The 24953-nt window shown below is 63.6% G+C and carries 22 protein-coding genes and 1 pseudogene; 12 read left to right on the top strand and 11 right to left on the bottom strand.

The genetic code is table 11. From position 1 onward, the window contains the following. Positions 1 to 48 precede the first annotated feature (48 nt). The gene (locus tag E3N86_RS14680) at positions 49 to 285 is read right to left on the bottom strand and encodes a hypothetical protein (protein ID WP_134373800.1); all 237 of its coding nucleotides are present in this window, start codon (positions 283 to 285) and stop codon (positions 49 to 51) included. A gap of 172 nt (positions 286 to 457) precedes the next feature. On the opposite strand from E3N86_RS14680, the gene E3N86_RS14675 reads away from it, so the two are divergent. Next, on the top strand, positions 458 to 2539 hold the full coding sequence (locus E3N86_RS14675; RefSeq protein WP_134373798.1) for a type IIA DNA topoisomerase subunit B: 2082 nt from the start codon (positions 458 to 460) through the stop codon (positions 2537 to 2539). A gap of 18 nt (positions 2540 to 2557) precedes the next feature. Here E3N86_RS14675 and E3N86_RS14670 read toward each other — a convergent pair whose 3' ends face one another. Together E3N86_RS14670 and E3N86_RS14665 are read right to left on the bottom strand one after the other, a co-directional pair. Continuing rightward, positions 2558 to 3256 (bottom strand): SDR family oxidoreductase, encoded by a 699-nt coding sequence (locus tag E3N86_RS14670; protein ID WP_134373796.1) that lies wholly within the window; start codon positions 3254 to 3256, stop codon positions 2558 to 2560. A 54-nt stretch (positions 3257 to 3310) separates the two neighbouring features. Continuing rightward, positions 3311 to 5794 (bottom strand): DNA topoisomerase (ATP-hydrolyzing) subunit A, encoded by a 2484-nt coding sequence (locus E3N86_RS14665; RefSeq protein ID WP_134373794.1) that lies wholly within the window; start codon positions 5792 to 5794, stop codon positions 3311 to 3313. 91 nt (positions 5795 to 5885) lie between these two features. Between E3N86_RS14665 and E3N86_RS14660 the strand changes: the two genes are divergently transcribed. Further along, positions 5886 to 7031 (top strand): alkaline phosphatase family protein, encoded by a 1146-nt coding sequence (locus tag E3N86_RS14660; protein ID WP_198412920.1) that lies wholly within the window; start codon positions 5886 to 5888, stop codon positions 7029 to 7031. Between the two features lie 20 nt (positions 7032 to 7051). On the opposite strand, the gene E3N86_RS14655 is transcribed toward E3N86_RS14660, so the two are convergent. After that, positions 7052 to 7612 carry a DUF3043 domain-containing protein gene (locus E3N86_RS14655; protein ID WP_104102013.1) on the bottom strand — a complete coding sequence of 187 codons (561 nt, stop codon included), beginning with the start codon at positions 7610 to 7612 and terminating at the stop codon, positions 7052 to 7054. Between the two features lie 73 nt (positions 7613 to 7685). On the opposite strand from E3N86_RS14655, the gene E3N86_RS14650 reads away from it, so the two are divergent. The 5 genes from E3N86_RS14650 (at position 7686) to E3N86_RS14630 (ending at position 12836) form a co-directional block, all read left to right on the top strand. After that, complete coding sequence (locus tag E3N86_RS14650; protein ID WP_134512219.1) at positions 7686 to 9107, top strand: dipeptidase; 1422 nt, start codon at positions 7686 to 7688, stop codon at positions 9105 to 9107. A gap of 137 nt (positions 9108 to 9244) precedes the next feature. After that, a complete protein-coding gene (locus tag E3N86_RS14645) occupies positions 9245 to 9601 on the top strand; it encodes an iron-sulfur cluster assembly accessory protein (RefSeq protein WP_104102019.1) in 357 nt (118 codons plus the stop codon). Positions 9602 to 9779: 178 nt separating this feature from the next. Further along, entirely contained in the window at positions 9780 to 10667 is an 888-nt protein-coding gene (gene coxB / locus E3N86_RS14640) for a cytochrome c oxidase subunit II (RefSeq protein ID WP_104171124.1), read from the top strand. 3 nt (positions 10668 to 10670) lie between these two features. After that, on the top strand, positions 10671 to 12413 hold the full coding sequence (gene ctaD / locus E3N86_RS14635) for a cytochrome c oxidase subunit I (RefSeq protein ID WP_134373790.1): 1743 nt from the start codon (positions 10671 to 10673) through the stop codon (positions 12411 to 12413). After that, positions 12414 to 12836 (top strand): cytochrome c oxidase subunit 4, encoded by a 423-nt coding sequence (locus E3N86_RS14630; RefSeq protein WP_104102028.1) that lies wholly within the window; start codon positions 12414 to 12416, stop codon positions 12834 to 12836. A gap of 280 nt (positions 12837 to 13116) precedes the next feature. On the opposite strand, the gene E3N86_RS14625 is transcribed toward E3N86_RS14630, so the two are convergent. The 5 genes from E3N86_RS14625 to E3N86_RS14605 are packed head-to-tail and all read right to left on the bottom strand — an operon-like array spanning position 13117 to position 18127. Next, the gene (locus E3N86_RS14625; RefSeq protein WP_134373788.1) at positions 13117 to 13947 is read right to left on the bottom strand and encodes a methyltransferase domain-containing protein; all 831 of its coding nucleotides are present in this window, start codon (positions 13945 to 13947) and stop codon (positions 13117 to 13119) included. Positions 13948 to 13977: 30 nt separating this feature from the next. Next, on the bottom strand, positions 13978 to 15597 hold the full coding sequence (locus tag E3N86_RS14620) for a ubiquinol-cytochrome c reductase cytochrome b subunit (protein ID WP_174720218.1): 1620 nt from the start codon (positions 15595 to 15597) through the stop codon (positions 13978 to 13980). After that, positions 15594 to 16667 carry a ubiquinol-cytochrome c reductase iron-sulfur subunit gene (locus E3N86_RS14615; protein ID WP_134373786.1) on the bottom strand — a complete coding sequence of 358 codons (1074 nt, stop codon included), beginning with the start codon at positions 16665 to 16667 and terminating at the stop codon, positions 15594 to 15596. The genes E3N86_RS14620 and E3N86_RS14615 overlap by 4 nt, the downstream gene beginning before the upstream one ends. A 55-nt stretch (positions 16668 to 16722) precedes the next feature. Further along, complete coding sequence (locus E3N86_RS14610; RefSeq protein WP_134342895.1) at positions 16723 to 17535, bottom strand: cytochrome c; 813 nt, start codon at positions 17533 to 17535, stop codon at positions 16723 to 16725. Between the two features lie 22 nt (positions 17536 to 17557). Beyond that, a complete protein-coding gene (locus E3N86_RS14605; RefSeq protein WP_338145475.1) occupies positions 17558 to 18127 on the bottom strand; it encodes a heme-copper oxidase subunit III in 570 nt (189 codons plus the stop codon). Between the two features lie 204 nt (positions 18128 to 18331). Between E3N86_RS14605 and trpD the strand changes: the two genes are divergently transcribed. Next, positions 18332 to 19384 (top strand): anthranilate phosphoribosyltransferase, encoded by a 1053-nt coding sequence (gene trpD / locus E3N86_RS14600; RefSeq protein WP_134373782.1) that lies wholly within the window; start codon positions 18332 to 18334, stop codon positions 19382 to 19384. Between the two features lie 32 nt (positions 19385 to 19416). On the opposite strand, the pseudogene E3N86_RS17675 reads toward trpD, so the two are convergent. Together E3N86_RS17675 and E3N86_RS14590 are read right to left on the bottom strand one after the other, a co-directional pair. Then, positions 19417 to 20858: pseudogene (locus E3N86_RS17675) on the bottom strand (FGGY family carbohydrate kinase); the annotation flags it as partial. A gap of 123 nt (positions 20859 to 20981) precedes the next feature. Continuing rightward, positions 20982 to 21746: an MIP/aquaporin family protein gene (locus E3N86_RS14590; RefSeq protein ID WP_104102049.1), complete on the bottom strand. Its 765-nt coding sequence runs from the start codon at positions 21744 to 21746 to the stop codon at positions 20982 to 20984. A 224-nt stretch (positions 21747 to 21970) separates the two neighbouring features. Here E3N86_RS14590 and dhaK point away from each other — a divergent pair, with 224 nt between their 5' ends. Genes dhaK through E3N86_RS14570 form a run of 4 tightly spaced genes read left to right on the top strand, consistent with a single transcriptional unit; the run spans position 21971 to position 24664 of the window. Then, positions 21971 to 22972 (top strand): dihydroxyacetone kinase subunit DhaK, encoded by a 1002-nt coding sequence (dhaK, locus tag E3N86_RS14585; protein ID WP_134342893.1) that lies wholly within the window; start codon positions 21971 to 21973, stop codon positions 22970 to 22972. Between the two features lie 19 nt (positions 22973 to 22991). Further along, positions 22992 to 23630, top strand: a complete 639-nt coding sequence (dhaL, locus tag E3N86_RS14580; RefSeq protein WP_104102053.1) for a dihydroxyacetone kinase subunit DhaL — start codon at positions 22992 to 22994, stop codon at positions 23628 to 23630. Position 23631: 1 nt separating this feature from the next. After that, complete coding sequence (dhaM, locus tag E3N86_RS14575) at positions 23632 to 24318, top strand: dihydroxyacetone kinase phosphoryl donor subunit DhaM (RefSeq protein ID WP_134512218.1); 687 nt, start codon at positions 23632 to 23634, stop codon at positions 24316 to 24318. A gap of 52 nt (positions 24319 to 24370) precedes the next feature. Next, positions 24371 to 24664, top strand: a complete 294-nt coding sequence (locus E3N86_RS14570; protein ID WP_166785106.1) for a hypothetical protein — start codon at positions 24371 to 24373, stop codon at positions 24662 to 24664. Positions 24665 to 24953 lie beyond the last annotated feature (289 nt).

The raw sequence follows: 24953 nt of genomic DNA, 5'->3' as shown, positions 1-24953 counted from the left end.
TCGGCCGGTCGCAGGACAGCTAGAGCTGCCTGAGGCCGACCGATACCGCTAAGAGCGCTGGTCCTCGAGGAGGCGGCTCGACTCGTCGTGCCAGCTTTCCGCGATGGCGGCGAGCTTCTCCTGGTGCTTACGGCCATGGTGCGCGCAGAACAGCAGTTCGCTGTTGTTCACGACCACACGAATGTAGGCCTGGGCTCCACATGCGTCACAGCGGTCTGCCGCGGTGAGCTGGTGGGGAGCCTTCTCGTGGTTGATGGCACCATTTTCGGCTGCGATCTGGGACATGGTTTCCTCCTCCAGACTGATACCAACTGATACCAATTTAACCTGTACCTAATGGAAACACGGTCTGGCACGGTTATCGAGTCGGTTGCCCGTTATTTCGCTCACCGCGTAGCGCACTTCAATCGGGTGTTGATGACCGGGGGAGGGCGTTGGTTCGGTATTCTTGACCGTTGTGAGTTCTTCTGATTATTCTGCCCGCCACCTGTCAGTCCTCGAAGGGCTGGAAGCGGTTCGCAAACGCCCGGGCATGTACATCGGGTCCACCGACTCGCGCGGCCTCATGCACTGTCTCTGGGAGATCATCGACAATTCGGTCGACGAGGCACTGGGCGGCTTCGGCACCAGCATCGACATCGTGCTCCATGCTGACGAGAGCGTGGAGGTGCGCGACACGGCTCGGGGCGTTCCGGTTGACATCGAGCCGAAGACGGGACTGACCGGCGTCGAGGTCGTCTTCACCAAACTGCATGCCGGCGGCAAATTCGGCAGCGGATCGTATGCCGCGTCCGGTGGCCTCCACGGCGTGGGCGCATCCGTCGTCAATGCCCTGTCCGAGCGCCTCGATGTCGAGGTCGACCGTGACGGCAAGACCTGGGCCATGTCGTTCCACCGCGGCGAACCCGGGATTTTCGCGGACTCGGGGAAGAAGAGCCCCGACGCGCCGTTCACGCCCTTTGAGAAGCAGAGCGAACTACGCGTCATCGGCAAGGTCAAGCGCGGTGTGACCGGGACGCGGGTGCGCTACTGGGCCGACCGTCAGATCTTCACGAAGGGTGCGTCGTTTCAGACCGAGGAATTGCTCGAGCGAGCGCGTCAGACGGCCTTTCTCGTCCCGGGCCTGGGGATCGAGATCGTAGACGAGCGCACAGACGTGCACGTGCTCGAGTCCTTCATGTTCGAGGGCGGGATCTCGGAGTTCGTCGATCACCTCGCCACCGACAGCCCGATCACCGACACTTGGCGACTGACCGGAAACGGGACCTTCCGGGAGACTGTCCCGGTGCTGACCCCGACGGGTGCCATGGTGCCCACCGAGCTGGTCCGGGACTGTGCCGTGGACATCGCCCTCCGTTGGGGGACAGGTTACGATACGGTCGTCCGCAGCTTCGTGAACATCATCGCCACCCCGAAGGGCGGAACGCACCAGGCCGGGTTCGACGCGGGCCTGCTCAAGTTCTTGCGTGCGCAGGTCGAGCTGAACGCTCGACGGCTCAAAATGGGGTCGGACAAGCTGGAGAAGGACGACGTGATGGCCGGCCTCACAGCCGTGCTCACCGTGCGGCTTCCCGAGCCTCAATTCGAGGGGCAGACCAAGGAGGTGCTCGGCACCCCCGCGGTTCGCGCCATCGTGGCCAACGTCGTCGCCCAAGCCATGAACGAGCGTTTCGTGTCCACGAAGCGCGACGACAAAACGCAGGCCGCGGTGGTGCTGGACAAGATCGTGGCCGAGATGAAATCGCGAATCTCGGCTCGCGCCCACAAGGAAACCCAGCGCCGGAAGAACGCGCTGGAGAGTTCGTCCCTGCCCGCGAAACTGGTCGACTGCCGCAGCAATGATGTCTCGACGAGCGAGCTCTTCATCGTCGAAGGAGATTCCGCCCTGGGCACGGCCAAGCTCGCCCGGGACAGCGAGCACCAGGCACTCCTCCCCATTCGCGGCAAGATCCTGAACGTGCAAAAGGCATCCGTTGCCGACATGCTGTCGAACGTCGAGTGCGCGTCGATCATCCAGGTGATCGGCGCCGGGTCCGGACGAAGTTTCGACCTGTCAGCCGCGCGCTACGGCAAGGTCATCATCATGAGCGACGCGGATGTCGACGGCGCACACATCCGCACGCTGCTGCTCACCCTGTTCTTCCGCTACATGCGCCCGATGATCACGGAGGGACGCGTTTTCGCGGCCGTACCGCCGCTCCACCGGGTCGTGGTGATGAACCCGGGCACGAAGCCGAACGAGACCATCTACACATATTCGGAGGTGGAGCTTCAGGCCGTGCTCGCCGGACTCAAGAAAAGCGGCAAGCGCTACCAGGATCCGATCCAGCGCTACAAGGGCCTCGGCGAAATGGATGCCGACCAGCTCGCGACGACGACGATGGAGCGGGCGCATCGCACGCTGCGCCGCGTGCGGGTCGCCGACGCGGAGATGGCTGGAAACGTCTTCGAGCTCCTGATGGGCAACGACGTCGCGCCGCGCAAGGAATTCATCATTGAGAGCTCGGACAAACTGAGTCGCGACCGTATCGACGTGTGACGCCCCTGACCGGGGGGGCTACGAGTGGAACGATGTGCTTGCCAGGTCGCGTTCGCCGTTGATGATGGCGTCGACGACGCGCTGGGCGACGACGACCGGAGGGTAGCCGGCCGGCAGGCGGGGGGCGATTCCGGAGATCGGGTGAGTGGAGAGTTCGGTCTCGGTGTGACCGGGCCGCGCGTCCAGAATGCGGATACCGCTACGCCGCAGTTCCCGGCCGGCGGCCTGTCCGAAGGCAGCGAGGGCGGCCTTGGACGCCGAGTATGCGGCGAGGTTGGCAGTGGGGCTCTCGCTGACGACGCCGCTGAGGGTGACGATAAAGGGCTCTCGCCCCTGCTCTGCGGATTCGCTCAGCGCGGCCCGAGCCGCACGGAGCAGGCGGATCGGTGCCAGCGTGTTCACGGCGAACAGCTCGGCGAGCGTCTCATCACTCACCTCGATCGCCGGTCCGAAGGCAACGACCCCCGACGCGTTGACGATGCCGTCGAGCCGTCCGTTCACGCTGATCGCGTCGGCGACGAGAGTCGTGATTGCGTCCGGATCGGTGAGGTCGGCGGCGAGCGGGGTTCCGGGAATCGAGAGCGCTTCAAGTTTCGCCTGGTTGCGCCCGCTCAGGACGAGTCGGGCGCCGCCGGCAGCCAGAAGTCGGGCAATTTCACTTCCCAGACCCCCCGAGGCGCCGAGGACGAGAATGACGGAATCGTCGAGGTGTGTCATCTGGCCACCATAACGCACCACCCTCCGCACATGGCTGGAGATCGCGCTCGGGCGTCAGCCGATCCGGGCGCCGATGGCGCCGATCACGGAGTCGAGCATGGCCCCGGACGCATCACGTCGCGACCCTGATTCAGGAAGCATGCGGGGTGTGCCGTCCGACGCGACCGCCCGGGCCGGCAGAGGCCCCACCCACGCGACGGAGACGGTGTCCTCGCCTTTCAGGAACCGCTGGGAGCGCACCCCACCCGTTCCCCGGCCTTTCGCCGGGTACTCGGAGAAGTCGGACACTTTGGCGCTGCCCGGGTCTGTTCCGGGCAGGGTGTGGCTGCCGGTCGCGACGGTCGCAACCACGAGCGCCGCAGCGCCGTGCGCTTCCACGCTGGTGAAATACACCACGTGCGCGTCCGCGGCCAGTTTGATGCCCGCCATACCGCCGGCGGTGCGCCCCTGCGGGCGCACCGACCCGGCAGGAAAACGCAACAGCTGTGAGTCGGAGGCGATGAAGACGAGTTCGTCGTCTTCCGCACCCTGCGCCGCGCCGACCACCATGTCCTTGGGCTTCAGCGCGATGATCTCGAAATCGGGTTTGTTTGCCCAGTCGCCGGGGGTGACGCGCTTCACGATGCCCTGTCTGGTCCCGAGAACGATCGAATGCTTGGAATCAAGCGCGACGAGCGCGACGATCTTCTCCGCCGTGTTGGGCAGGGCCAGGTAGTCGCGCACGCGTACGCCGGCCCCGAGCTGGACCGAGGTCGGCGGCAGCAAGGGGAGGTCGACGGGGGAGAAGCGGATGAGCCGTCCCAGGTTGGTGACCGCTCCGATCTCGGTGCGACTGGTCGTGTCCAGAACGGACAGGACGGCATCATGCTTGCTGCGCCTCTGAGCCGGCGTGATCCGCTCCGGCTGGACAGTGGTGCCGGCCGGAATCTCCACCCGGGCGATCTTGCCCGTCACGCTGAGGTAGACCCGGGTCGGGGTGTCCGTCACCTCGAGGATGGCGGCCTTCCGCTTGGCGGCGGCGCTGTTGGCGCCGGCGACACTCGCCTTGGCCTCGGTCAACAGGGTTCGCCGCGGCGTGCCGAAACGCTCGGCCACCGAGGCCAGTTCGTCGGACACCAGGGTGCGGATGGAGGCCCTGCTGCCGAGAAGCTTCTTCAGCGCCGCGATCTCCGCCAGCAGCTGATCCCGCTCGGTTTCGAGTTCGATGCGTGAGAAGCGGGTCAGGCGCCGCAGGCGGAGCTCGAGAATGTACTCGGCTTGAATCTGGCTCAGGTCGAAAACGTCGATCAGCTTGGCGCGCGCCTGCTCGCTGTCGTCGCTGGCGCGGATGACCTGGATCACCTCGTCGATGTCCAGGATTGCCACCAGTAGGCCTTCGACGAGATGCAGACGCTCCGTTCGTCGGGCCAGTCGGTAGGCCGAGCGCCGGGTCACGACCTCGATTCGGTGTCCGATGTAGACGAGCAGGAGTTCCCGCAGACCCAGTGTCTGCGGGCCGCCGTCGACGAGGGCCACCGCATTGATGTTGAAGGAGTCCTCGAGCGGGGTCACCCGGTACAACTGCTCGAGCACGGCCTCCGGGCTGAAACCGGTCTTGATCCCGATGACGAGACGGAGTCCCTTGGTGCGGTCCGTCAGATCGGTGACATCGGAGATGCCACTGAGCTTCTTGGAATTGACCCCGTCCTTGATCTTCTCGATGACCCGCTCGGGCCCGACCAGGTAGGGAAGTTCGGTGACCACGAGACCGGCCTTGCGGGCGGTGATGGCTTCGACGGATACCCGCGCCCGGGTCTTGAAACTGCCGCGCCCGGTGGCGTAGGCATCCATGATTCCCGTCAGCCCGACGATCGTGCCGCCGGTGGGCAGGTCAGGCCCCGGGACGAACTCCATCAGGTCCTCGAGGGTCGCGTCTGGGTGGGCGAGCAGATGCCGCGCCGCGCCGACGACCTCGATCAGGTTGTGCGGAGCCATGTTGGTGGCCATGCCGACGGCGATACCGCTCGCGCCGTTGACGAGCAGGTTGGGGTAGGCGGCCGGGAGAACGTCCGGCTGGGTGAGCTGGTTGTCGTAGTTGGGTACGAAGTCGACGACGTCTTCGTCGAGGTTTTCCGTCATGGCCAGGGCCGGCGCGGCCAGCCTGGCCTCGGTGTACCGCGGGGCGGCCGGCCCGTCATCGAGCGAGCCAAAGTTGCCGTGGCCGTCGATCAAAGGGACCCGGAGCGTGAACGCCTGCGCCATGCGCACGAGAGCGTCATAGATCGCGGTGTCGCCATGCGGGTGAAGCTTTCCCATGACCTCGCCGACGACCCGCGCCGACTTGACGTGGCCGCGATCGGGGCGGAGCCCCATCTCGCTCATCTGATACAGGATGCGCCGTTGCACTGGCTTGAGCCCGTCCCGGGCGTCCGGGAGCGCCCGGGAGTAGATGACCGAGTAGGCGTATTCGAGGAACGAGCCCTGCATCTCGGTGGAGACATCGACGTCTTCGATGCGCTCGGTGAACGTGGCGGGCGTGGTGCTGTCTGAACGGCTCATTCGTGAATTCTGCTGAGGCGTGCGTTGAGGGACGCGCGCTGTCGGGTAGGCGCTGGATCGATCCGGCCCTGTCTATGTCAGACTTGGCACGATGCCCCCCATGCTACCGGCCCGCCAATTCGGCACCCTGCGCCTTGCCGACGTTCTCACAAGTTCCCTGTCATCGATCGAGGGCCTTTCCAACATTCTGGACCTCGGCCAGACGAACAAGGCGGTCGTCCTTCTGGCGGACGGCCTCGGCGTCAGTTCCCTCCGAGCCCGTCCCGGGCACGCCCGATTCCTGAACTCGCTGCTGACCAAGTCCAGCGTGGTCGACGGCGTCTTCCCATCCACCACGGCTGCAGGCATCACGACCCTTACCACGGGTGTCGCACCCGGGCAGCACGGACTCGTCGGCTACCGGGTCCGAGACGCCGACCGGGACCGTGTGGTGAACCAGCTGACCGGCTGGGACGACGACATGCGACCGGAGACCTGGCAGCGTGCGCGCACCGTCTTCGAACGGGCCGCGGATGCCGGCATCCCCGGTTTCGCCATCGGACCCCGCCGGTACACCACATCCGGCTTCACCCAGGCGGCGCTTCGCGGCGCGCACTACGTACCCGCGGAGAGCGTGTCCGACAGGTTTGCCGCCGCGCGACACCTTCTGGACACCGAGCCGCGCGCCCTCGTCTACGTCTACGTCCCCGAGCTGGATGTGGCCGCACACGCGCACGGCTGGGAGTCCGAACGGTGGTTGGCCGCGCTGGAGAACCTCGACGGCGCGGCCGCCCGCTTCGCAGCCGCACTGAAAGCCGATGAGGGTCTCCTGGTCACGGCCGACCACGGAATCATCGACGTCCCGATGACCAGACACGTGCTCTTCGACACGGTCCCCGAACTCATCGGCGGCGTCCGCCACATCGGCGGGGATCCCCGGTGCCTGCACCTCTACCTCGAACCCGAACTCGGTTCCGACTCAGGCGCGGCCCTCGCCGATACGTGGCGCGGTATTGAAGGCCACCGCGCCTGGGTCTTCAGCCGCGCGGAAGCAGTCGAGTCCGGGCTGTTCGGCGGTGTTGCACCCGAGGTCCTGCCTCGCATCGGCGACGTGATCGTGGCCGCACGCAAGCTCATCGCCTACTACGACTCCCGCGAGCCGAATCAGTCCGCACGTTCGATGGTCGGTCAGCACGGATCGCTGACGGACGAGGAACTCCGCGTGCCCTTGATCAGGTCGGGGACCTTCTCCGCCTGAGCGCGTGAGAAGTTCCGGCGTCAGGCGGGGTAGCGGCCGCGCTTGACCTGTGGTTTCGGCAGGCGAAGCACACGCAGTTGCAGTGCACGCATCGCTGCGTACCAGCGCACACGCTCGGCTTTCTCAGCGCCGAACTTGGCATTGAGCTTGCGCGTGACGATAAAGCCCAGGATGACGGAGTCGACAACGGCGACGATGACGAAGGCCCACAGGCCCAGGATTCCGTACGTCTGCACGGCCGCGTCGGGGAATACGCTGAGCAGGATGACCAGAAACATCACCGGAATCATGAATTCGCCCACGTTGAAGCGGGCGTCGACAAAGTCGCGCACGAAGCGCTTCTGCACACCGCGGTCGCGCACGGGGAGGAACTTCTCATCTCCGGCAGCCATACCCACCCGGGCACGCTCGCGAGCCTCGGCGGCCTTGCCTCTGGCCTGCTTGGCCGCGAGCTTGCGGTCATCTGGAACAAGCGGGCGCCGATTCAGAGCCTCTTGCTGCTTGCGGCTGGGCGTCGCCTGCCCTTTGCCGACAGGGTGGGTGGCCGCGAGGCGAGACCTGGTCTCGTCCGGGGTCTCCATGGATGGTTGTGCGTCTGGGTTCACAGGCTTAGCCACATCAGTTCCTTGCAATTGGTTGCCTTAAGATTACCTGATGAGTGATATTCAAGAAACAGCGCCCCCGGCAATCTCACCGGCCGCCCCGGCTCTTCGTGCGGCAGTCGAACGCGGCCTTCCCACGACCATTGCCGACCTGTGCTCCCTGGTGCGGATTCCCTCCGTCTCCTGGGATGCCTTCGACGCACTTCAGGTGGCCACCAGCGCGGATGCCGTCGCGGTCCTGGTCCGCGACCTCGGGGTGTTCGAATCGGTCGAGATCAAGCGAGCCGGGATCCCGGGCGGTGCCGAACTCGGCCATCCGGCCGTTTTGGCCACGCGCGCGGCACGCAACGGGCGCCCGACGGTTCTGCTCTATGCGCACCACGATGTGCAACCCCCCGGCCAGGATGCGGACTGGGACTCCAACCCGTTCGAACCGACCGTGCGTGGCGACCGCCTCTACGGACGCGGTGCGGCGGACGACAAGGCGGGAGTCATGGCCCACATCGCGTCGATCCGAGCTCTCGTGGAAGCAGAAGGACCCGATTTCGACCTCGGCCTGGCGCTCTTCATCGAAGGCGAGGAAGAGTTCGGCAGCCGGTCCTTCACCACCTTCCTGGAGGAGAACCGGGAGTCCCTGCGCGCGGACGCCATCGTCGTCGCAGATTCGAACAACTGGGACATCAACACCCCCGCACTGACCACGGCGCTGCGCGGCAATGTCACGTTCCGACTGACCGTACGCACCCTTGACCACGCGTCGCACTCGGGCATGTTCGGGGGAGCGGTTCCCGACGCAATGATGGCCGTCGTTCGTCTGCTCGACAGCCTGTACGCCGACGACGGCGCCGTCGCGGTCCGCGGGCTGACGAGCATCGATGTTCCGACTCCGGACTACTCGGTGGAGCAGCTCCGCCTGGAAACCGGGCTCACCGACGGCGTCGGCCCGATCGGTCACGGCTCGGTGCTCAGCCGGATCTGGTCCCAGCCGGCCATCACAATCACCGGGATCGACGCGCCGTCCGTGGCCAACGCGTCGAACACGCTCACCCCGGCCGTCACCGTTCGCTTAAGCACCCGGATCGCTCCCGGTCAGTCGGCGGACGAAGCGTTCCGTGCGCTCGAGGCGCATCTGCACGCCAAGGCTCCATTCGGCGCCCGAATCGACATCGATGACGTCGACACGGGGGAGGCCTTCCTGGTCGACACGGACGGCTGGGCCGTCGCTGAGACGCGGAGCGCCATGGCCGAAGCCTGGGGCGAAAGCCCGGTGGACATCGGCGTCGGCGGGTCCATCCCCTTCATCGCCGACCTGGTGCGGGTGTTTCCGGATGCTCAGATCTTGGTCACCGGGGTCGAGGACCCGGATTCCAGGGCGCACAGCCCCAACGAATCTCTGCATCTCGGAGTGTTTAAGCGGGCCATCCTCAGTGAGGCCTTCCTACTCGGCCGTCTGAATCAGCGCACCGGGAGCTGACCCGACCGAGAGCGCAGAAATCCGGGAATGCAGAGGGTGTATTCCCGGTTGTGGTCGGTACAATCTTCGTGGCCACCACCGGACATCCAGCCGCCGCGAAAAACCGTGTGAAAACGACTCGAACACTGAGGAGCACCATGACCGACACAGTCGTCGCCAGCACAGCCGCCCATGGCGTTGGCCTGAGCGCCACCGCCGCTGACAAGGTACGCACCCTGCTCGCCCAGGAAGGCCGCGAGGACCTTCGCCTGCGCGTTGCCGTTCAACCCGGCGGCTGCTCCGGCCTCATCTACCAGCTCTACTTCGACGAGAGGCTACTCGACGGTGACGCTCTCGTCGACTTCGATGGGGTAGAGATCGTCGTTGACAAAATGAGTGTCCCCTACCTGGACGGGGCATCCATCGACTTCGAGGACACCATTCAAAAGCAGGGGTTCACGATCGACAATCCGAACGCCGGCGGAAGCTGCGCATGTGGAGATTCCTTCAGCTGACCCACCGGCGCCAGACAAAGCGCGTCGGGCTCGTATCTCCGCAAATACTATGACTGGCGGCGAATTCGTTATCTCGGAGGCCGGTTCTTGCACAACGGAACGTGCCACCCGCAGTAGGCTGGAAGTCTATAGAAGCACTTCCAGTTAAGTGTCGTCGAGTCTCACCGAAAGGTTACTGGTGCGCAAAAACCATCGTCTCCGATGGGCTGCAATTCCGATCGCAGCGTCGTTGGCCCTCGTTCTCGCAGGTTGCTCGCAAGCCCAGCTTCATGGCTACCTCCCCGGCTTCATCGAGGGTGAGCCGGCGGTAACCAACCAGACGGAGCGCATCTCCGGGCTGTGGACCACGTCGTGGATCGTTCTGATGATTGTGGGGCTCATCACCTGGGGGCTCATCATCTGGGCCGTCGTTGTCTACCGCCGCCGCAAGGGTCAGACCGGCCTTCCGGTGCAGCTTCGTTACAACATGCCGATAGAGATTTTCTACACGGTCGTTCCCCTTATTCTCGTGGTCGGCTTCTTCGCCTTCACCGCGCGGGACCAGGCAGAGATCGAGGCTCGTTTCGATGAGCCGGAGGTCAAAATCCAGGTCATCGGCAAGCAGTGGGCTTGGGACTTCAACTACGTCAACGAAGACGTCTACAGTGCCGGCATCCAGGGCCAGCCCGACGTCGACGGCCCCGCCGGTTCGCTGGTTCAGTCCGAGATCCCCACGCTCGTCCTGCCGGTCGGCCAGAAGGTTGAACTGGCGCTCGACGCCCGCGACGTCATCCACTCATTCTGGGTCGTTGACTTCCTGTACAAAAAAGACATGATCCCCGGCAAGACCAACTACATGTCGATCATCCCGGAGCGCATCGGCACCTATGACGGAAAGTGTGCCGAACTGTGCGGCGAGAATCACTCGCTGATGCTCTTCACGGTCGAGGTCGTGTCCGAGGCAGACTACGAGTCGTACATCGACTCCCTGCGTGCTGCAGGCAACGACGGCCAGCTCGGCCTCGATTACGCACGCAACCAAAATCTGCCAGGAACGACAGCACCAACCGAGCAGGAGGGCAACTAGTCCATGACTACTACTACCACTAGGGCACCTTCCGCGCCGGCAGCCCCCACTGCCCCGCGTCGGCCCACCGGTGTCGAGCGCAAGGGCAACGTCATCGTCCGGTGGATCACCTCCACTGACCACAAAGTCATCGGGTACATGTACCTGATCACGTCGTTCGTCTACTTCTGTCTTGCCGGTGTCATGGCGCTGGTTATCCGCGCACAGCTTTTCGCCCCCGGCCTCGAGGTCGTCCAGACGAAGGAGCAGTACAACCAGCTCTTCACAATGCACGGCACGATCATGCTGCTGATGTTCGCTACGCCTCTGTTCTTCGGGTTCGCCAACTCCCTCATGCCGCTGCAGATCGGCGCCCCCGACGTGGCCTTCCCCCGGTTGAACGCCTTTTCCTTCTGGGCCTTCTTCTTCGGCAGTCTCGTCGCCGTCGGTGGATTCCTCACTCCGCAGGGTGCCGCATCCTTCGGCTGGTTCGCCTATCAGCCTCTGGCCAGTACGACGTTCTCCCCAGGCGTCGGTGGCAACCTGTGGATGGTCGGGCTCGGGCTGAGCGGCTTCGGCACCATTCTCGGCGCCGTGAACTTCATCACCACGGTAATCACGATGCGCGCCCCCGGAATGACCATGTTCCGGATGCCGATCTTCACGTGGAACACCATGGTCACGTCGATCCTCATCCTGATGGCCTTCCCCGTTCTCGCCGCAGCCCTTCTGGCCGCCGCGTCCGACCGCATTTTCCTCTCGCACATCTACGATCCGGCCAACGGTGGAGCCATCCTGTGGCAGCACCTGTTCTGGTTCTTCGGTCACCCTGAGGTGTACATCATCGCACTGCCGTTCTTCGGCATCGTTTCGGAAGTCTTCCCGGTCTTCAGCCGCAAGCCGATCTTTGGATACAAGACCCTCATCTACGCGACCATCTCCATCGCGGCGCTGTCCGTGGCGGTCTGGGCGCACCACATGTACGTCACCGGCTCTGTCCTGCTGCCGTTCTTCTCCCTGATGACCATGCTGATCGCCGTTCCGACCGGGGTGAAGATCTTCAACTGGATCGGCACCATGTGGCGTGGCTCGCTGACCTTCGAAACGCCCATGTTGTGGGCCCTCGGCTTCCTGGTCACCTTCACCTTCGGTGGCCTCACCGGCGTCATCCTTGCCTCGCCGCCGCTCGACTTCCACGTCTCGGACACCTATTTCGTCGTCGCGCACTTCCACTACGTCATCTTTGGAACCGTGGTATTCGCGATGTTCAGCGGGTTCTACTTCTGGTGGCCGAAGTGGACCGGCAAGATGCTCAATGAGAGCCTCGGCAAGTGGCACTTCTGGTTCCTCTTCATCGGTTTCCACACCACCTTCCTGGTGCAGCACTGGCTGGGCGTCGTCGGCATGCCGCGTCGGTACGCGTCGTACCTGCCCGAAGACGGCTTCACCTGGATGAACCAGTTGTCCACGGTCGGTTCGGTCATTCTCGCGATCTCGATGATCCCGTTCTTCCTGAACGTCTATATCACCGCCCGTAAGGCACCGCAGGTCACCGTGAACGACCCGTGGGGCCACGGCGGCTCGCTCGAGTGGGCTACCTCCTGCCCGCCGCCGCGCCACAACTTCACCTCCATCCCGCGCATCCGGTCCGAGCGCCCCGCGTTTGACCTGAACCACCCGGAGGCGCCCATGACAGTCGGAATCGGGCCGGCGAAGGACGCCCCGGATGCCCCCACGTACGACGTAGCGTCGAAAAGGACGAAGTAAATGAGAGCCAACGTCAATCTCCTTTGGGTTCTGAGCGGGTTCTTCGTGGTGGTCACGACGGCCTATGTGGTCTGGGGTCTTCTTGACCCTAACCAGAACAAGATCGAGTGGGCGGGGACGTTCACACTCGGCCTGTGCGCGATCTTCTTCAGCTTCGTCGCGTTCTACCTGAGCCGGGTGCACAGTGCTCAGGGTGGCGAGCTTCCTGAAGATCGTCTTGACGCGAATATCGACGACGGCGACCCTGAGGTTGGTTTCTACAGCCCGTGGAGCTGGTGGCCCATCCTCTTGGCTGCCAGTGCTGCTCTGCTCTTCATGGGGCTGGCTGTCGGCGTGTGGATCTCGATCATCGCGTTGGGCATCGGGGTCATCTGCCTCGTCGGCTGGGTATACGAGTACTATCGGGGCAATTTCGCTCGCTGATCCGAACCGAATACGTGCTTCCGGCACAAGCGGCGGCGTCCAGAACCCAGGTTCTGGGCGCCGCCTGTGTTCATGCCCGGCACATCGCTTCGGAGTGACACGTTCGGGCAATTTCCCAGGTCCACGCAGCCTGATCCACAGTTCCCGCCCGCACGGCCTCGAACGAATGCGACGGAGATTCTCCGGTATACGCGTCTTTCCGGCCCGTCGGGGTGCGATTCTGCCAGAATCTCCGTCGAATTCGCTCAGGTCGTGGGACGCTACGCGTGGCTGCCGGGCTTCAGATCGTGATGCGACGGTAGCCGAGTAACTCGAAGGACGCCGTGACGGTCTGCACGCCGCTGAGATGGACCGTCAGCGCGTCGAAATCCGTGTGGTGAGCTGACGGACCCATCCCGATCAGAGCGGATACCTGGGCCGGGTTGAGGCGCAGCGAAGACGACAACTCGTCCCGTGTTTCCAGTTCGAAAGCGGGGGACAGCGCCTCGGACAGGTGCTCGACTTTGTTCGCGGGCACGTCCAACGCCAGACCGGACGCCCTGAGCTCCTGCAGGTGGGACGCGTGCGGCACGACGACGACGAGCAGACCGTCTTCGCGCAGGACCCGGTGAAATTCAGACGGGTTCCGGGGAGCGAATACGTTAAGGAGTACATCTGCTGATCCGTCCCGCACCGGCAGCGGGGACCAGACATCCGCCACGAGCCCGTCGATGTTGTCCCGGCCGCTCACTGTGCGCCCGACCGCCACGGGGGAAAGGTCTATTCCCAGGGCGCGCGCATCTGGACAGAGCGCGAAAACCCCCTGCAAGTAGTATCCGGTTCCACAGCCGATGTCCATGACCCGGGAGGGGTTCTCAGCCGCCACCCGCTCAGCAAGGCGGCTGCGCAGCGGCTCGTACCAGCCGGTCTCGAGGAAAAGTGCTCTCGCGTCGACCATCGCGACGCTATCGCCGATCAGCCGGCGCGAACCGCCTGCCAGTGACACGTATCCGCGCTTGTTCACGTCGAAAGAGTGACCGGCCCCGCAGCGCAGCGTCAGCGGCTCGGCGGGGGAAAGCGGAAGAAAACAGTTCGGGCACCGAAGCCACTCCGACAGGGTCTGGAGGGACATCGATGCCCGTTCTGTGTTCGCGGCCGGAGCCTAGTGGTGGTGGTCGTGCGTCCGTACGAGTTCAGTGGTCGATACCGGTTCGATCCGGTCCTCGAAGAACCAGCGGGACAGTCCGGCACGAGCCTTTTGGCCCACCGTGATTTTGCCCTTGGCGTTCGGGCGGATCATGAGCGGCTTGTAGTCGTTGTAGCTGACCAGCTTCCAGCGCTCGTATTCATCAACGGGCTGGTGAACCTCGATGTACTCGCCACCGGGTAGACGCACGATACGCCCGGACTCGTAACCGTGCAGAACGATCTCACGGTCCTTCTTCTGCAAAGCCAGGCAGATACGTTTCGTCACGAAGAAGGCGATGAAGGGCCCCACAATCACCAGGAACTGCATGGTGTGGATTACGCCTTCCATCGTCACCTTGAAGTGCGTTGCGATGATGTCCGAGGAGGCCGTGGCCCACAGCGCCGCGTAGAACGTGACTCCGGCGGCACCGATCGCGGTGCGTGTCGGGGCGTTCCGGGGACGGTCGAGGATGTGGTGCTCACGCTTGTCTCCGGTGACCCACCCCTCGATGAACGGGTAGATAAGCACGACCAGGATGAACAGGCCCAGCGAAACCAACGGGATCAGGATGTTGAAGGACCAGGTGCGATCCAGCCAGACCATCTCGAGTCCCGGCGGGATCAGGCGCAGGGCGCCGTCAGCGAAACCGATGTACCAGTCCGGCTGTGTTCCGGCCGAAACGGGGGAGGGATCGTAGGGACCGTAGTTCCAGATGGGGTTAATCGTAAACAGCGACGCCATCAGCATCACGATGCCGAAGACGATGAAGAAGAAGCCACCGGCCTTGGCCGCGTACACGGGAAGAACCGGGTAGCCGACTACATTCTGGTTGGTGCGTCCGGCACCGGGGTACTGCGTGTGCTTGTGTACGACGACGAAGAGCAGGTGCATCGCGATCAAAGCCACGATAATGGCCGGCAGCAGCAGAATGTGGAGGGAGTACAAGCGTCCAACGATCGCCTCGCCCGGGAACTCTCCGCCAAAGAGGAGGAACGAAATCCAGGTTCCGACCAGCGGGATGCCCTTGACCATTCCGTCGATGATACGCAAGCCGTTTCCGGAGAGCAGGTCGTCGGGGAGGGAGTACCCGGTGAATCCTTCGGCCATGGCCAGGATGAACAGAACAAACCCGATGACCCAGTTGAGCTCGCGCGGCTTGCGGAACGCACCGGTGAAGTAGATGCGGAGCATGTGCAAGCCGATTGCAGCCACGAAGAGCAGTGCTGCCCAGTGGTGGACCTGGCGCATGAGGAGCCCGCCACGAATATCAAAGGAGATGTCCAGGGAGGATGCCATCGCGGCAGACATCTCCACACCCTTGAGTGGCATGTACGAACCGTCGTACTCCACCGGCGTCATCGAAGCGCTGAAGAAGAACGTGAGGAACGAACCGGACAGCAGGATGATGACGAAGCTGTAGAGGGCAACCTCACCGAGCAGGAAAGACCAGTGGTCGGGGAAGATCTTGCGACCCAGTTCCTTAACCGCGGTCGAAATGCTGGTGCGTTCGTCGATGTAGTTCGCGGCGGCCCCGGTGAGGCCACCGGACTTCTTTGTTTCGACCAAGTCAGTAGTCGTAGTTGTAGTGCTCAATTCCGCTCCCAGAAACTCGGTCCGACGGGTTCAGTGAAATCGCTTTGTGCAATGAGATATCCCTCGGAGTCTACCGTGATGGGCAGCTGCGGCAACGGGCGCTTGGCCGGTCCGAAGATGACTTCGCACTGGTTCGTCACATCGAACTGCGACTGGTGACAGGGGCACAGGAGCGTGTGGGTCTGCTGTTCATAAAGCGCGACCGGGCATCCGACGTGCGTGCAGATCTTTGAGTAGGCGACAATGCCGTCGTACGACCAGTCCTTCTTGTCGGCGGTCTCATTGATGTCTTCCGGCTTCAGCCTCATCAGAAGAACTGCGGCCTTGGCCTTCTCTTCGAGTTTGCCGTGGCCGAGGTCCTGCAATCCTTCGGGAATCACGTGGAAGGCCGAGCCGAGGGTGACGTCGGAGGCCTTGATCGGTGTGCCCGTGGGGTCGATCGCGAGCCTGGTGCCCTTCTTCCACATGGTGTGTTCGAGAGCTGCAGCCGGATTGGTGTCCTGCGGGCCCAAGCCGCGGAACAGCACGACGGCCGGCAGCGGAAAGGCGATCAAGGCACCGATGAGGCTGTTTCGGATGAGCGAACGGCGACCGATGCCCGATTCAACATTGGCCTCGTGAAAGATCTCGACCGCGCGTTCGCGGGTCTCGTCCGACCCCCGCACCGGGTGGCGCTCATCGACGCCTTCGTGGTCGAACATGAGCGCCTTGCCCCAGTGCACGGCGCCGATGCCGATTGCCAGCAGGGCGAGAGTGAGGCCGAGACCAATGAAGAGGTTGTTCAGACGAACCGAATCCGGTTCCTCAGGGATGATCGGGAAGACCATATACGCCACGATCGCGAACACACTGCCCACGATCGACAGGTAAAAGAGCGTGTAGACGGTTCGCTCGGCGCGACGCTCCGCGCTGGGGTTGAGGTCGGTGACGCGCGGTCGGTGCGGGGGGAGACCCGGATTGGCCACGGCATCCCGTACGACGACGGCGGTGCCTGCGGGAGCCCCCTCATGCCCGACGCTCGACGAGTCAGCAGCGGTCAAGTCCTTCCCGCTGTTATCGTCCTTGGCCATTGTTCTCCTTCATCGGAATTCTCATAAAACAGTTTGTGTCAGACCTGGTCGGTGATCAGTTCGACTTGGCGGTGATCCACACCGTCAGGGCAACGATCGACCCAAGACCGAAGATCCAGAGGAAAAGACCTTCCGAGACCGGTCCGAGGGCACCCAGAGCGAATCCACCGGGGGACGGGTTGTTGTCCAGGTACTTGAGGTACGTAATGATGTCCCGCTTGCTCTCCGGGGAAATGTTCATGTCGTTGAACACGGGCATGTTCTGCGGGCCGGTGACCATGGCCTCGTAGATGTGCTTCTCCGTAACCCCGGCCAGGGCAGGCGCATACTTGCCCTGAGTGAGGGCACCACCGGCGCCGGCGACGTTGTGGCACATTGCGCAGTTGATGCGGAACAACTCGGCGCCCTTGGCGGCATCGCCCTCGGCGTCGAGGAGAGACGGATCCGGAAGTGCCGGACCCGGCGCAAGGGACGCCACGTAAGCGGCGAGCGACACGATCTGCTCGTCTGTGAACTGGACCGCCTTCTTCTCAGCCTGCGGTCCGTTCAACTGCATCGGCATGCGTCCGGTGCCCACCTGGAAGTCGACCGATGCAGCGCCGACGCCGATCAGGCTGGGGCCAGCATTGGTGCCCGCTGCTTCCAATCCGTGACAGGTGGCGCAGTTGGCCGCAAAGAGTTTCTGCCCTTCGCCGACGGTTTGCTGCGACGCAGCGTTCGTCTCCGCACTGGCCGTGCTCGTGCTGAAAGCCGCGTATGCGCCTCCGGTGAAGAGGAGTCCGATCGCGATGAGGGCGACGCTGGCAAGCGGGCTGCGACGGCCGGCTTTGCGACCGTCGGACTGCTTCGGTGTGCTAAACGTGGTCATACGTGGTGTCCACTCCGACTTTCTATTTAAGAACGTAAATGACGAGGAACAGCCCGATCCAGACAACGTCGACGAAGTGCCAGTAGTACGACACGACGATGGCGCTCGTTGCTTCCTTGTGACCGAAGTTCTTGACCGCGAAGGCGCGCCCGATGACGAGCAGGAACGCGATCAGGCCGGCAGTCACGTGAATACCGTGGAAACCGGTGGTGAGGTAGAACGCGGATCCGTACGCGTTGCTGGTAAGCGAGACGCCCTCGGAAACGAGAGTCGCGTACTCGAAGACCTGACCGGACACGAATATGGCGCCGAGGGCGTAGGTGAGGAAGAACCACTCGACCATGCCCCACTGGCTCGGTTTCCATCCGGTCGAACGTGATTGCAGGCGTTCTGCCGCAAAAACTCCGAACTGGCAGGTCACCGAAGAGGACACGAGGATCAGTGTGTTCACAAGGGCGAATCCGAAGCCGTGCTTCTCCGTCTCGAATAACCACAAGTCAGGCGACGTCGACCGCAGCGTGAAGTAGATGGCGAAGAGCCCGGCGAAGAACATGACTTCGCTGCCCAACCAGACGATAGTGCCAACAGCCACGCTGTTGGGCCGGTTAACAACGGGCGCATTGACCGCGTAAGTAATTGATGGACTCGTCACTCTTCTATTATGGCCGATTTGCGTATCGGTTATTGTCATCGGGGCGGACCTGTCGCTCAATTACCGGAATGACTACCTGATTGGAACAAACGCGCCCCGGGAAGCGAATTCGGGACGGATCGTCGATCTCGCTAAAATTGATCCATGCTTGAAATTCAGTCCTGGCCAAACGTCCTCAGTGCTCTGCTTTCGGGGAAGGACCTCAGCGTCTCCGATGCCGCGTGGAGCATGGAGCAGGTCATGCTGGGGGAGGCAACTCCGGCGCAGCTGGCCGGCTTCCTCGTAGCCCTGCGCGCCAAGGGCGAAACCGTGGACGAAATCGTCGGTTTTCGGGATGCGATCCTCGACCATGCCGTACCGCTGGCGGTGAACCCGATGGCCCTGGACATCGTCGGCACTGGTGGGGATCGGTTCGGCACCGTCAACATCTCGACGATGGCCTCCATCGTCTGCGCCGGGGTCGGCGTTCCCGTGATCAAACACGGCAACCGGGCCTCAAGCTCGGCGTCCGGTTCGTCGGACGTGCTTGCTGCCCTCGGCATTGACCTGTCACTGTCTGCCGACAAGGTTGCTGCCATTCTGGATACGGCCGGGATCACCTTCGCCTTCGCTGCCGCTTTCCACCCGGGGTTCCGTCACGCAGCGCTTGCGCGCAAGGAGCTCGGCATCCCCACGGTGTTCAACTACCTCGGCCCGTTGTGCAATCCGGCCCGTCCCGAGGCGTCAGCAGTGGGAGTCGCAAACCTGGACCGAGTTCCGCTCATCGTGGGTGTATTCCAGACACGCGGGGCGACGGCCCTGGTCTTCCGCGGTGACGACGGTCTCGATGAGCTGACCACGACCGGCCACAGCCATGTCTGGGAGGTGTCGCGGGGCCTGGTGACGGAGCACGACATCGATCCGCGTGACCTAGGAATCCGACGGGCCTCGATCAATGAGCTCGTTGGCGGGGACGCTGAGCACAATGCGGCCGTCGTTCATTCAGTGCTGGCCGGTGAGGTCGGTGCGGTGCGTGACATCGTCCTGCTGAACGCGGCCGCCGGCCTGGTCGCGTTTGACCTTGCAAACGATCCCGCGCAGTCTCAAGTCAATATTATCGAGCGCTTTCGCACTAAAATGGTGGTGGCCGCGGAGGCAGTCGACTCCGGTGCGGCCACGGCCAAGCTCGCTGAGTGGGTCGCGGCCAGTCGGGTGTGACCCGGCTGGCCCAGACAAAACGAGACGAGCTTGACGACGTCTTTGTCAACCCAGCCGAACGTCTTGGTAACGGCCTTTTTCCAGTTGCGCATCTGTCGGTTCGGCTCTTCTTCGCCCATTTGCGGGGTCCACCGGCTGTCCTCCCGCCAGTTGGCCCGCAGTTCGTCAAGGTCACCCCAGAACCCGACCGCCAGTCCGGCGGCGTACGCGGCGCCCAGAGCCGTGGTTTCGGCCACGACCGGTCGCACCGCTGGCACGCCGATGATGTCGGCCTGGAACTGCATCAGCGTGTTGTTGCCGATCATGCCCCCGTCAACCTTCAGCTCGGTAAATGGAACACCCGAGTCGGCGTTAACCGCGTCCAGGACCTTCCGGGTCTGAAACGCGGTCGCTTCGAGGGCGGCGCGGTCGATGTGGCCCTTGTCCACGAATCGGGCCAGGCCGACGAGGGCACCACGGGCGTCCGAGCGCCAGTTCGGCGCGAAGAGTCCGGAGAAGGCGGGCACGAAGTAGGCGCCGCCACTGTCATCGACCGTTTTGGCAAGCGTCTCGATTTCCTCGGGGGTACTGATCATTCCCAGATTGTCTCGCAGCCACTGCACGAGGGAGCCGGTGACCGCGATGGAGCCGTCCAGCGCATAGTGGGGTTCGGCGTCGCCGAGCTTGTAGCCGAGCGTGGTGAGTAAACCGTTCTTGGAGTGGATGATATCGGTGCCTGTGTTGAAGATCAGGAAGGCACCGGTGCCGTTGGTATTCTTCGCCTCACCTTGGTCGAAGGCCGGCAGTGGCCGCTCGCGATGATAGACCTCGGACGACGAACGAATCTCGGGCAGCATCGACTTGGGTTCCCCGAAGGCGGCGAGGATGTCGTCGTCCCATTGCAGAATCTCGAGATCCATGAACATGGTGCGGCTGGCGTTGGTCACGTCCGTGGCGTGCACGCCGCCTTCGAGACCGCCGGTCAGGTTCCACAGCACCCAGGAGTCCGTCGTGCCGAACATCAGATCGCCGGCTTCGGCCTTGCGCGCGCGTCATTCACCTCCTCGAGAATCCAGACGATCTTCGTTCCGGAGAAGTACGTCGCCAGAGGGAGCCCCACCTGGGCCTTGAACCGTTCGACTCCGCCGTCGGCGACGAGACGGTCCACCATGGGCTGGGTGCGGGTATCTCACCAGACAATCGCGTTGTGGACGGGCAGCCCGGTGCGGCGGTCCGAGACCACTGCGGTCTCATGCTGGTTGGTGATTCCCACAGCCTCGATGTCATGCCGAGTCAGGTTCAACTTGGACAAAGCCTGGCCGATCACTTCACGGGTGTTGTCCCAAATTTCCATCGGGTCGTGCTCGACCCAGCCGGCCCGAGGGAAGATCTGCTCGTGCTCGTGCTCGTGCTCGTGCTGACCGATCGCGATCACCGAGCCTGCGTTGTCGAAGATGATCGCTCGGGAACTCGTGGTTCCCTGGTCGATTGCGATTACGTACTCGGCCTTGGAATACCTCCTTGGATTGCGAGAATCAGTGCTTGACGCGGCGCACGCCGCTGCGTGAAGCCACACAGCGCGGGCCGATTCAATGACTGAACCGGCCCGCGGGAAGGATTACGTGAGGACGGGCAATAGGAACAGGGAAGCCCATCCGGCGAGCATGCCGCCAATGACCGGACCCACGACAGGAACCCAGGAATAGGCCCAATCAGACGTTCCCTTGCCCTTGATCGGCAGGACGAAGTGCGCGATGCGGGGCCCCAGGTCACGAGCCGGGTTGATGGCGTATCCGGTCGGCCCACCGAGCGAGGTGCCGATGACGATAACTAGCAGCGCGACGGGCAGTGCGCCGAGCGCGGCCAGTCCGCCACTCTCGCCCTGGCGCCCGCCACCGAACGCCAGAACGACGAAGACAAGCACGAATGTGCCGATGATCTCGGTTGTCAGGTTCCATCCGTAGGAGCGGATGGCCGGACCGGTCGAGAAGACGCCGAGTTTGTTGGCGGAGTTGGGCTCAGCGTCGAAGTGCTGTTTGTAGGCCAGCCAGCAAAAGACGGCTCCGATGAAGGCGCCGAGGAGCTGACCCGCGATGTAGGTGAGGACAGACAGGAAGTTCACGGGAACGCCCGAACCGAACTCCGTTGCACCCGATGTCACCAGGCCGAGGGTGACTGCCGGGTTAAGGTGTGCACCAGAATTGTAGGCGACGATGACACCGGCGAAGACCGCGAAACCCCACCCGATGGTGACCATGAGGAATCCGCCGCCGAGGCCCTTGTTCTTGGCCAGCGCGACGTTGGCGACCACACCGGTTCCGAGGAGGACGAGTATCCCCGTGCCCAGCACTTCCGATAAGAATACGACTCCAATATTGTCCACGTTGACCTTTCTTGGTGAGGCTGAAGATGCCGGAGCGACCCAGAGCGGTGAGCGATCGGCGTTACCATAGCGCGGCGATTAACGCAGCGGAATGGGCCGGTGGACGCGTAATTCACCGCCCCTTACCGGCAGCGAGGGCAGCGCGTAGGTTGAGCCTAAAGTGCATAGCGCTCCACAACAGCCCGTCGACGGGCCGTCCAACCACCTCGATCGAAGGAAGAGACATGAAGAAACTCGTCAATGATCCTAAGAATGTCGTCGCTGAGGCCGTGGCCGGGTTCGGCGCGGCCCACGCCGATATCGTCCGGATTTCGACGGAACCGATCTACATCGTGCGCACGGAAGCTCCCGTTGCCGGGAAAGTGGGTCTGGTCAGCGGAGGAGGAAGCGGACACGAGCCACTTCACGGTGGGTTCGTCGGGTTCGGGATGCTGGACGCAGCCGTACCCGGGGCCGTTTTCACCTCACCGACACCCGACCCGATCCTCGCCGCGACGAAGGCGGTCGATGGGGGAGCGGGGGTGCTCCACATCGTCAAGAACTACACCGGGGACGTCTTGAATTTCGAGACCGCCGCCGACCTCGCCGCCGCGGACGGAATCGAGGTCCGCTCGGTGATCGTCAACGACGACGTCGCCGTGAAGGACTCGCTGTACACGGCCGGGCGACGTGGCGTGGCCGGGACGGTCCTGGTCGAGAAGATCGCTGGAGCGTCGGCTGAGCGCGGAGACGCCCTGGAGACCGTCGCCGCGATCGCAGAGAGGGTCATCTCCGGTGTGCGTTCGATGGGTGTGGCGCTGACGCCGTGCGTTGTTCCCCACGCCGGGGAAGGCAGCTTCACGCTCGCCGACGATGAGATCGAGATCGGGATCGGCATCCACGGCGAGCCGGGGCGCGCGCGGATCAAGCTGGAGCCGGCCGACGCCATCGTCGACCGGCTCCTCGGCCCTATCCTTGAGGACATCCCGTTCGTAGCCGGGGACGAGGTGCTGCTCTTCGTCAACGGAATGGGCGGCACACCGCAAATCGAGCTGTACATCGTGTTTCGACGGGCCGCCGAGGTGTTGGCCGAACAGGGGATCGAAGTATCCAGGACACTCGTCGGGAACTTTACGACGTCTCTCGAGATGCAGGGAACATCCATCACCGTGCTGAAACTCGATGACGAACTGACTGCCCTGTGGGATGCGCCGGTCCAGACGGCAGCGCTACGGTGGGGACGATAGGCCGGTAGAAGGAGATCCAATGAAGCTAGACGGCACGTGGGCGAAAGCCTGGATCAGGACCAGCGCGGCGGTAATGAATGAGCACCGTGTGGAATTGATTGATCTGGACCGTGAAATCGGCGATGGTGATCATGGCGAAAACATGGACCGCGGTTTCCAGGCGGTGCTGTTGAAACTCGATGACCTTTCGTCCGAGGCGAACCCCGGGGACGTCTTCAAACTCGTCGCAACCACGTTGATCTCAACCGTGGGCGGTGCGGCGGGTCCACTGTATGGAACAGCGTTCCTCAAGGCGGCCGTGGCCATCACCGGCTCGGCTGATCTTGACGGGGCCGCTCTAGTCGCATTCCTGGCGGCCGCGCGAGACGGCATCGTCCTGCGCGGCAAGGCGGAACCCGGAGACAAGACCATGGTCGATGCCTGGACTCCGGCGGTCGACGCCGCCGAAGCAGCCCGTGCCGACGGTGCGAACGACCTGGCGATTTTGATGGCGGCGGCAGCTGCCGCCGAGGCAGGGGCAGAGGCGACGGAACCCTGGGTTGCGCGCAAGGGACGGGCTAGCTACCTCGGCGAACGGGCCATCGGTCACCGCGACCCGGGAGCGCAGTCTTCGGCCCTGCTGTTGCGAGCAGCTGCCGACACCGCAGCGACCGCCTGAAATGACCGCCACAGAGGGGCTTGTCGGCCTCGTTTTCATCTCCCACAGCTCGAAGATCGCCGACGGTCTCCTCGATCTGGCAACCCAGATGGCACCCCAAACGAGGATGGTCCCGGCCGGTGGGACAGACGACGGGGGTATCGGCACGAGCTTCACGAAGGTGGTCAGCGGCATTGCACAGGCTGACGCCGGCGCCGGCGTCGTGCTCCTCTGCGACCTGGGCTCCGCGATCCTGACGGCCGAAACCGCGTTGGATTTCCTCGGAGACGCGGCGCGTGCCCGAGTACGAATCGTGGATGCGCCTCTGGTCGAGGGGGGTGTGGCTGCGGCCGTCGCCGCCGAGATTGGGGGAGACATCGAGTCTGTCGTGCGGGCCGCGCAATCCGCAGCCGGGGCCGTCTCCGCAGCTGGGGCGGAACCAGCGCTGCCGCCGGTGGTCACGCGAACCGTTACCCTGGTGAACAAGGATGGTCTGCATGCCCGACCGGCTGCTGACTTCGTGAAGCTCGCCAATACGTTCGAGGCACGAGTCACCGTGAACGGCAGGGATGCATCCAGTCTGCTGGACGTGATGTCACTCGGACTCATCCGCGGCATGACCGCGAAGATCTCCTCCTCGGATGAGGCCGGAGCGGCAGCCGTAGCCGCTCTGGGAGACCTTCTGGAATCGGGCTTCGGAGAAGAATAGACGCAAAGCACACGCATCTGGTCGATTTTGAAACTCGGCGTAGTCTGAGCACATGGACAAAGACAGGGAACTGCCGGTGAGCAGTCCTACTCGCCACTCCGACCGAGTGGATCCGCGATTCGCGGATACGGACGTGCCGACCGATCTGAAGGAATGCCCGGTCTGTGAGCAGACCATGCGTGCACATTTGATCGAGCGCGGCGCCCATGACACTATCCTTACGTGCCCCGTGCCGCATCCGGGCGCGTGGGACCGGGACGCGTTCCTGCCCGTGAACGAATTCGGGATGGTCCTGCGCCCGCACGAACCGGAGAACACCGACAAGGAAATCGACCGCCCAGAATGAGTCCGGCGGCGGCGGTTCGGCTAACCGTCGCCAAATGTCTGCACAAGGGTCCTAATCCACCGCTGGACACATTCCGGCACGATGCGGGACGCTTCGGAAGTGATCCTATGCCTCACCTGATCAGGCGAAAGCATCGTCTAAGTGGGAACTGGACTTATCTGAAAGGGTCCTAATGGTTCCCGTTGCTGAGCCTGGGGGGGTCTGCGCTGTGGTGATTTGAGGTTGATGTAGTCGGCGTGGGGTGCTCCAGCGGCGGCGGCGGCGTGCTGACTGACAGGGGAGTCGTGGC

Source organism: Cryobacterium sp. Hz7, assembly GCF_004402815.1.
Taxonomy (GTDB): Bacteria; Actinomycetota; Actinomycetes; order Actinomycetales; family Microbacteriaceae; genus Cryobacterium; species Cryobacterium sandaracinum.
The sequence above is the reverse complement of the archived record's forward strand: the minus strand, read 5'-3'. Positions and strand labels throughout refer to the sequence as shown.